Origin of the sequence: Streptomyces sp. 13-12-16 (genome assembly GCF_002114215.1) — a bacterium.
GTDB lineage: Bacteria > Actinomycetota > Actinomycetes > Streptomycetales > Streptomycetaceae > Streptomyces.
In genome coordinates this window covers 1-6,009 of sequence record NZ_NCTE01000234.1, presented here as the reverse complement: position 1 = coordinate 6,009, position 6,009 = coordinate 1, and the positions used below count along the sequence as shown (strand labels likewise).

Sequence of the window (6,009 nt, the reverse complement as noted above, 5' to 3'; positions counted from 1 at the left end):
GGCTTCGCCGCGCGGGCGCGTCCGGTGCGCCGCGTTCACGTGTGGAGAGGGCCGGCCGCAGCCGACCGAAGGGGCGCGGGGAACTGCGCGACCGGCCACAGCGGACCGCCAGCCGCACGGTGCCCCGCGCCCCCGAGCCGTCAGGCGTCCCTAGCCGAGCTCACCCGCGGCCGCCAGCTCGGCGACCCGCACCAGCGTGCGGACGGCCGACCCCGTCCCGCCCTTCGGCGTGTACCCGAACGGCCCGCCCTCGTTGAACGCCGGCCCGGCGATGTCCAGGTGCGCCCAGGTGATCCCCTCACCCACGAACTCACGCAGGAAGAGGCCCGCGACCAGCCCGCCGCCCATCCGCTCACCCATGTTGGCGATGTCGGCGGTCGCGGAGTCCATCCCCTTGCGCAGGTGCTCCGGCAGCGGCATCGGCCACGCCGGCTCGCCGACCTCCTCCGCCGCCTCGTGCACCGCGGAGCGGAACGCGTCGTCGTTCGCCATGATCCCGAACGTCCGGCTGCCCAGCGCCAGCATCATCGCCCCGGTCAGCGTCGCGACGTCCACGATCGCGTCCGGCTTCTCCGCGGAGGCCGCCCACAGGGCGTCCGCGAGGACCAGCCGGCCCTCGGCGTCCGTGTTGAGCACCTCCACCGTCTTGCCGCTGTACATGCGCAGCACGTCACCCGGGCGCGTCGCCGAGCCGGACGGCATGTTCTCGGCCAGCGCCAGCCAGCCGGTCACGTTGACCTCCAGGCCGAGCCGCGCGGCGGCGACGACCGCGGCGAACACGGCGGCGGCACCGCTCATGTCGCACTTCATCGTCTCGTTGTGCCCGGCCGGCTTCAGCGAGATGCCGCCCGAGTCATAGGTGATGCCCTTGCCGACCAGCGCGAGGTGCTTCTTCGCCTTGGCCGAGGTGTACGACAGCTTCACCAGCCGCGGCCCCGACGCCGACCCGGCGCCGACGCCGAGGATGCCGCCGTAACCGCCCTTGGTCAGGGCCTTCTCGTCGAGCACCTGCACCTTGATGCCGTGCTCCTTGGCCGCGGCCTGGGCGATTGCCGCGAACGCCTCGGGGTTGAGGTCGTTCGGCGGCGTGTTGACCAGGTCGCGGGCGCGGTTCAGCTCCTCGGCGACGGCGGTGGCGCGCTCGACCGCGGCCTTGTACGCCTTGTCGCGGGGCTTGCCGCCGAGCAGCGCGGCCTCGGCGAGCGGCGCCTTGCCGTTCTTTCCGTTCTTGCCGTTCTCCTTGTAGGCGTCGAAGGAGTACGCGCCCAGCAGCACGCCTTCGGCGACCGCGCCGGCGTCGGCGGCGTCCGTCAGGGGCAGGGCGAACGCGGCCTTCTTGGAACCGGCGAGGGTGCGGGCGGCCACACCGGCCGCCTTGCGCAGCGCCTCGGTGTCGTAGCCGGAGTCCTCCTCGGGCTGGGCGCCGAGGCCCACCGCCACCACGAGCGGCGCCTTGAAGCCGGCCGGCGCGGGGAGCTTCGTCACCTCGCCCTCGGCACCGGACGCGCCGAGGGTCTCCAGGACGCCGGCGAGTCCGCCGTCGTACGCCTGGTCCACGGCCTCGGCGCCCGGTGCGACGACGGGACCCCCCGGCTTTGACGCGGAGCCCTTGGCGACACCGATCACGATCGCGTCGGCCCGCAGGCCGGGGACCGCGGCGGTGCTGAGAGTGAGAGCAGTCACGGTGGTGAAATCTCGCTTCCGATGTGAAGTTGCTGTGGCCGAAGGGTGTGGGTCGACCGGGCCCGGCAGCCGACCCTAGTTCCGACATACGGGCGCGGTGCCGTCGGGGTCGTCCCCGGGCGGCGAACACTCGGCACGAGCCTACGCGCGTGTGAGCGTTCGCTCACTCCCACGGGCGTTCGCCTCGTGGCGGTGCCGCGGACGTCTTCCGGACCCCGCCGCCACACCCGGGGACGGCGACGATGATCCTTGAGGTTCCTGTGTACCGCCCGCGGTGCCGACCACACCACCGCCCGTTCTGGAGACCACCCGGTGAGACGACCGTTCCTCCTTGTCCCGCTGCTCGCCCTGCTGCTGGCGGCCTGTACGGCCGCGCCCGGACCCGGCACCGACGCCGACGACGCCGAGAGGACACCGGCCGGCGACCGCTGGCGGCCCCGGCCCGGCACCGACTGGCAGTGGCAGCTCAGCGGACGGCTCGACACCTCCGTCGACGTCCCCGTCTACGACATCGACGGCTTCGACCACTCGGAGGAGACGGTCGCTGAACTGCACCGCGACGGCCGGAAGGTCATCTGTTACCTCTCCACCGGCGCGTGGGAGGACTTCCGCCCGGACGCGGACGACTTCCCCGAGTCGGTGATCGGCCGAGGCAACGGCTGGGAGGGCGAGCGCTGGCTCGACATCCGCCGTACCGACGTACTGGAGCCGCTCATGGCCGAGCGCCTCGACATGTGCCGGGAGAAGGGCTTCGACGCGGTGGAGCCGGACAACATGGACGGCTACCGCAACCGCACCGGGTTCCCGCTCACCGCCGACGACCAGCTCCGCTACAACCGGCTGATCGCCCGGCTCGCCCACGAGCGCGGTATGGCCGTCGGCCTGAAGAACGACCTCGACCAGATCCCCGAACTGGTCGACGACTTCGACTTCGCGGTCAACGAACAGTGCGCCCAGTACGGCGAGTGCGCCGAGCTGACCCCGTTCGTCGAGGCGGACAAGGCCGTCTTCCACGTCGAGTACGAGCTGACCACCGACCGCTTCTGCGCCGACTCCCGCCGGCTGAGGCTGAGTTCCCTGCTCAAGAAGTACGAACTGGACGCATGGCGGCGGGCCTGCTGAGACCGAGCCCCGTCACCGACGTGCCCGCCACCCGGTCGGCGAGGGAACGGCGGCCGGGGCCCAGCACGGGCAGCGCGTTGAACAGGGACAGGGCCACCGCGACCGCCCACACCAGCACGGACAGCGCGAACCGCCCCTCGATCAGCAGCACGCAGGCCACGGCGTACACGGCGACGTCCGCCGCCGTGGTCACCGCCGCCCGGCGCGCCGCCGCGCCGGTCCCGCGGGGCGTGATCCGCAGCCCGGTCAGACCCTTGCCGAGGGTGCGCCCGATCAGGGCCAGGCACGCCCACTGGTAGAGGAACGTGACGACGACCAGCAGCCCGAAGGCCTGCTCGACGTAGAGCACCGACTTGTTCCACAGCGACAGGCCGAGGTCCCCGGAGGCGTCGACCACGTCACCGCGCGAGGTCAGCAGATCGAAACCGCCGCGCGCGGCGAGTTCGGGCACGTCGGTGACCAGGGCGGACATCCGGTTGAAGGTGAGCACCGCGAGCACCGAGGCCAGCGCCACCACCAGCGCGAAGTCGATGAACCAGGCCACGGCACGGCGAAAGGTCGGCATCGGCGTCCCCCGTTGTTCTGTTGTTCCGTCCGTTCGGCGGCTCAGGCTAGCGGCGCGGACGGCGGGCCCCCAGGGGTACGGGGAGATCGTTCCAGCCCGGTGACATGACGGCGGGCGCGGCGGCCACCGGCACGGAAGTTCGACGTCACCCGAATGCCGAGTGGAAAGCGCGCCACGGCGTCCGACTTCGGGCAAAGCCGGGAATCATCCCGTCATGCTGCCTTGGGGACTTTCCCCGAGCCCGTAGGAGGACGTGGACAGTGGCGGACAAGAGCACGGTGGGCTCACTCGACGAGGAGAGCTACGAGGACGAGCTGCCGGTACGGCGCCAGAGGCGCGGCTACGTGGTCGTCAAGTGGCTGACGACCACGGACCACAAGACGATCGGCACGCTGTACCTGACGACGTCGTTCGGTTTCTTCGTGCTGGGCGGGGTCCTGGCGCTGGTGATGCGCGCCGAGCTGGCCCGGCCGGGTCTGCAGGTCGTGTCGAACGAGCAGTACAACCAGTCGTTCACGATGCACGGCGCGATCATGCTGCTGATGTTCGCGACCCCGCTGTTCGCCGGTTTCGCCAACTGGATCATGCCGCTGCAGATCGGCGCGCCGGACGTCGCCTTCCCGCGGCTGAACATGTTCGCCTACTGGCTGTACCTGTTCGGCTCGCTGATCGCGGTGGGCGGTTTCCTCACCCCCAACGGGGCGGCCGACTTCGGCTGGTTCGCCTACACGCCCCTGTCGGACGCCCCCTACTCGCCGAACGTCGGCGCCGACCTGTGGATCATGGGTCTGGCCTTCTCCGGCTTCGGCACCATCCTCGGCGCGGTCAACTTCATCACCACGATCATCTGCATGCGCGCGCCGGGCATGACGATGTTCCGCATGCCGATCTTCACCTGGAACGTGCTGCTGACCGGTGTGCTGGTCCTGCTCGCCTTCCCGGTGCTGGCCGCGGCGCTGTTCGCGCTTGAGGCGGACCGCAAGTTCGGGGCGCACATCTTCGACGCGGCCAACGGCGGGCCGATCCTGTGGCAGCACCTGTTCTGGTTCTTCGGCCATCCCGAGGTGTACATCATCGCGCTGCCGTTCTTCGGCATCATCACCGAGGTCATCCCGGTCTTCTCCCGCACGCCGATCTTCGGCTACATGGGCCTGGTCGGCGCGACGATCGCGATCGCGGGCCTGTCGGCGACGGTGTGGGCGCACCACATGTTCCCCACCGGTGCGGTGTTGCTGCCGTTCTTCTCCTTCATGACGTTCCTGATCGCGGTGCCGACCGGGGTGAAGTTCTTCAACTGGATCGGCACCATGTGGAAGGGCAGTCTCTCCTTCGAGACGCCGATGCTGTGGGCGCTGGGCTTCCTCGTCACCTTCCTCTTCGGCGGTCTGACCGGCGTGCTGCTGGCCTCGCCGCCGCTGGACTTCCACGTCACGGACTCGTACTTCGTCGTCGCGCACTTCCACTACGTGGTCTTCGGCACCGTGGTGTTCGCGATGTTCGCCGGCTTCCACTTCTGGTGGCCGAAGTTCACCGGCAAACTGCTCGACGAGCGCCTCGGCAAGATCACCTTCTGGACGCTGTTCGCCGGCTTCCACGGCACCTTCCTCATCCAGCACTGGCTGGGTGCCGAGGGCATGCCGCGCCGCTACGCCGACTACCTCGCGTCCGACGGCTTCACCGCCCTGAACACGGTCTCGACGATCGCCTCGTTCCTGCTCGGCATGTCGATGCTGCCGTTCTTCTACAACGTCTGGAGGACGGCCAAGTACGGCAAGCCGGTCGGCGTCGACGACCCGTGGGGCTACGGCCGCTCCCTGGAGTGGGCGACCTCCTGCCCGCCCCCGCGGCACAACTTCACCACCCTGCCGAAGATCCGCAGCGAGTCCCCCGCGTTCGACCTGCACCACCCGGACATCGCCGCACTGGACGACATCGAGAACCACCCCGGGGCCTCCGCGACCGTGGCCCCCGGCGACAAGCAGCGATGAGACCACGGTCCGGAACGTGGAGGAGCGTGTGAACCCCCGTCAGGACAGCGCCCTCGGCCTGGCCCGGCTCGAAGGCCACCTCCTGTGGGCCGCCGAGGTCGAGGAGGCCCGGCGGCAGGCCGACCGGTTCGCCGGGGAACTGCCGTGGCTGACGACCGCACAGCGCGAAGAGGTGGAACGCGTGTACCGGGCCGACCGGATCGCCGCCTCCCGGGCCACACTGGTGCGGATCCGCGACCGGGCGGCCGAGCTGCGCACCGAGTACGAGGCCCGGTACCGGCGGCTGAGGGCGCGCTGCGTCGTCCTGGCGGTCGTGGTGGGGGCGAGCGGCGTGGGCACGGCGATCGCCGCGCTCCTCCTCCGGGAATGACACCGGTGGGACCCCGCTTCCGCGGCGGTCTCAGCCCAGTGACATGACGACGAGCGCCGTCGTCGCCGCCGTCTCCGCGAGCCCGCCGAACACATCGCCCGTGACACCGCCGAAACGGCGGACACAGTGCCGCAGCAGCAGTTCGGCGACGGCGACGGCCAGGACCACGGCGAGTACGGCCCGCAGGACGTCGTACGCCCCCAGGGGCGCGCCCCCGGCCGCCGCGAGCCCGGCGACCGCGAGCGCGGCACCCACCGCGCCCGCCACCGGCACCACCCCCG

General features: G+C 70.9%; 6 protein-coding genes. 3 read left to right on the top strand and 3 right to left on the bottom strand.

The window, feature by feature from the left end:
* Positions 1–150: 150 nt before the first annotated feature.
* Entirely contained in the window at positions 151–1,683 is a 1,533-nt protein-coding gene (locus tag B7767_RS10660) for a leucyl aminopeptidase (RefSeq protein WP_085571983.1), read from the bottom strand.
* A gap of 312 nt (positions 1,684–1,995) precedes the next feature.
* Between B7767_RS10660 and B7767_RS10655 the strand changes: the two genes are divergently transcribed.
* Entirely contained in the window at positions 1,996–2,805 is an 810-nt protein-coding gene (locus B7767_RS10655; protein ID WP_085571982.1) for an endo alpha-1,4 polygalactosaminidase, read from the top strand.
* Here B7767_RS10655 and B7767_RS10650 read toward each other — a convergent pair.
* Positions 2,765–3,370, bottom strand: coding sequence for an RDD family protein (locus tag B7767_RS10650; RefSeq protein ID WP_085571981.1), 606 nt, complete (start codon positions 3,368–3,370; stop codon positions 2,765–2,767). The genes B7767_RS10655 and B7767_RS10650 overlap by 41 nt on opposite strands.
* Positions 3,371–3,630: 260 nt before the next feature.
* On the opposite strand from B7767_RS10650, the gene ctaD reads away from it, so the two are divergent.
* Positions 3,631–5,358, top strand: a complete 1,728-nt coding sequence (gene ctaD / locus B7767_RS10645) for a cytochrome c oxidase subunit I (RefSeq protein WP_085571980.1) — start codon at positions 3,631–3,633, stop codon at positions 5,356–5,358.
* A gap of 28 nt (positions 5,359–5,386) precedes the next feature.
* Complete coding sequence (locus B7767_RS10640) at positions 5,387–5,728, top strand: hypothetical protein (protein WP_085571984.1); 342 nt, start codon at positions 5,387–5,389, stop codon at positions 5,726–5,728.
* 30 nt (positions 5,729–5,758) lie between these two features.
* On the opposite strand, the gene B7767_RS10635 is transcribed toward B7767_RS10640, so the two are convergent.
* Positions 5,759–6,009: adenosylcobinamide-GDP ribazoletransferase (locus tag B7767_RS10635; RefSeq protein ID WP_179167098.1), on the bottom strand; the 251-nt coding region annotated here is incomplete at its 5' end.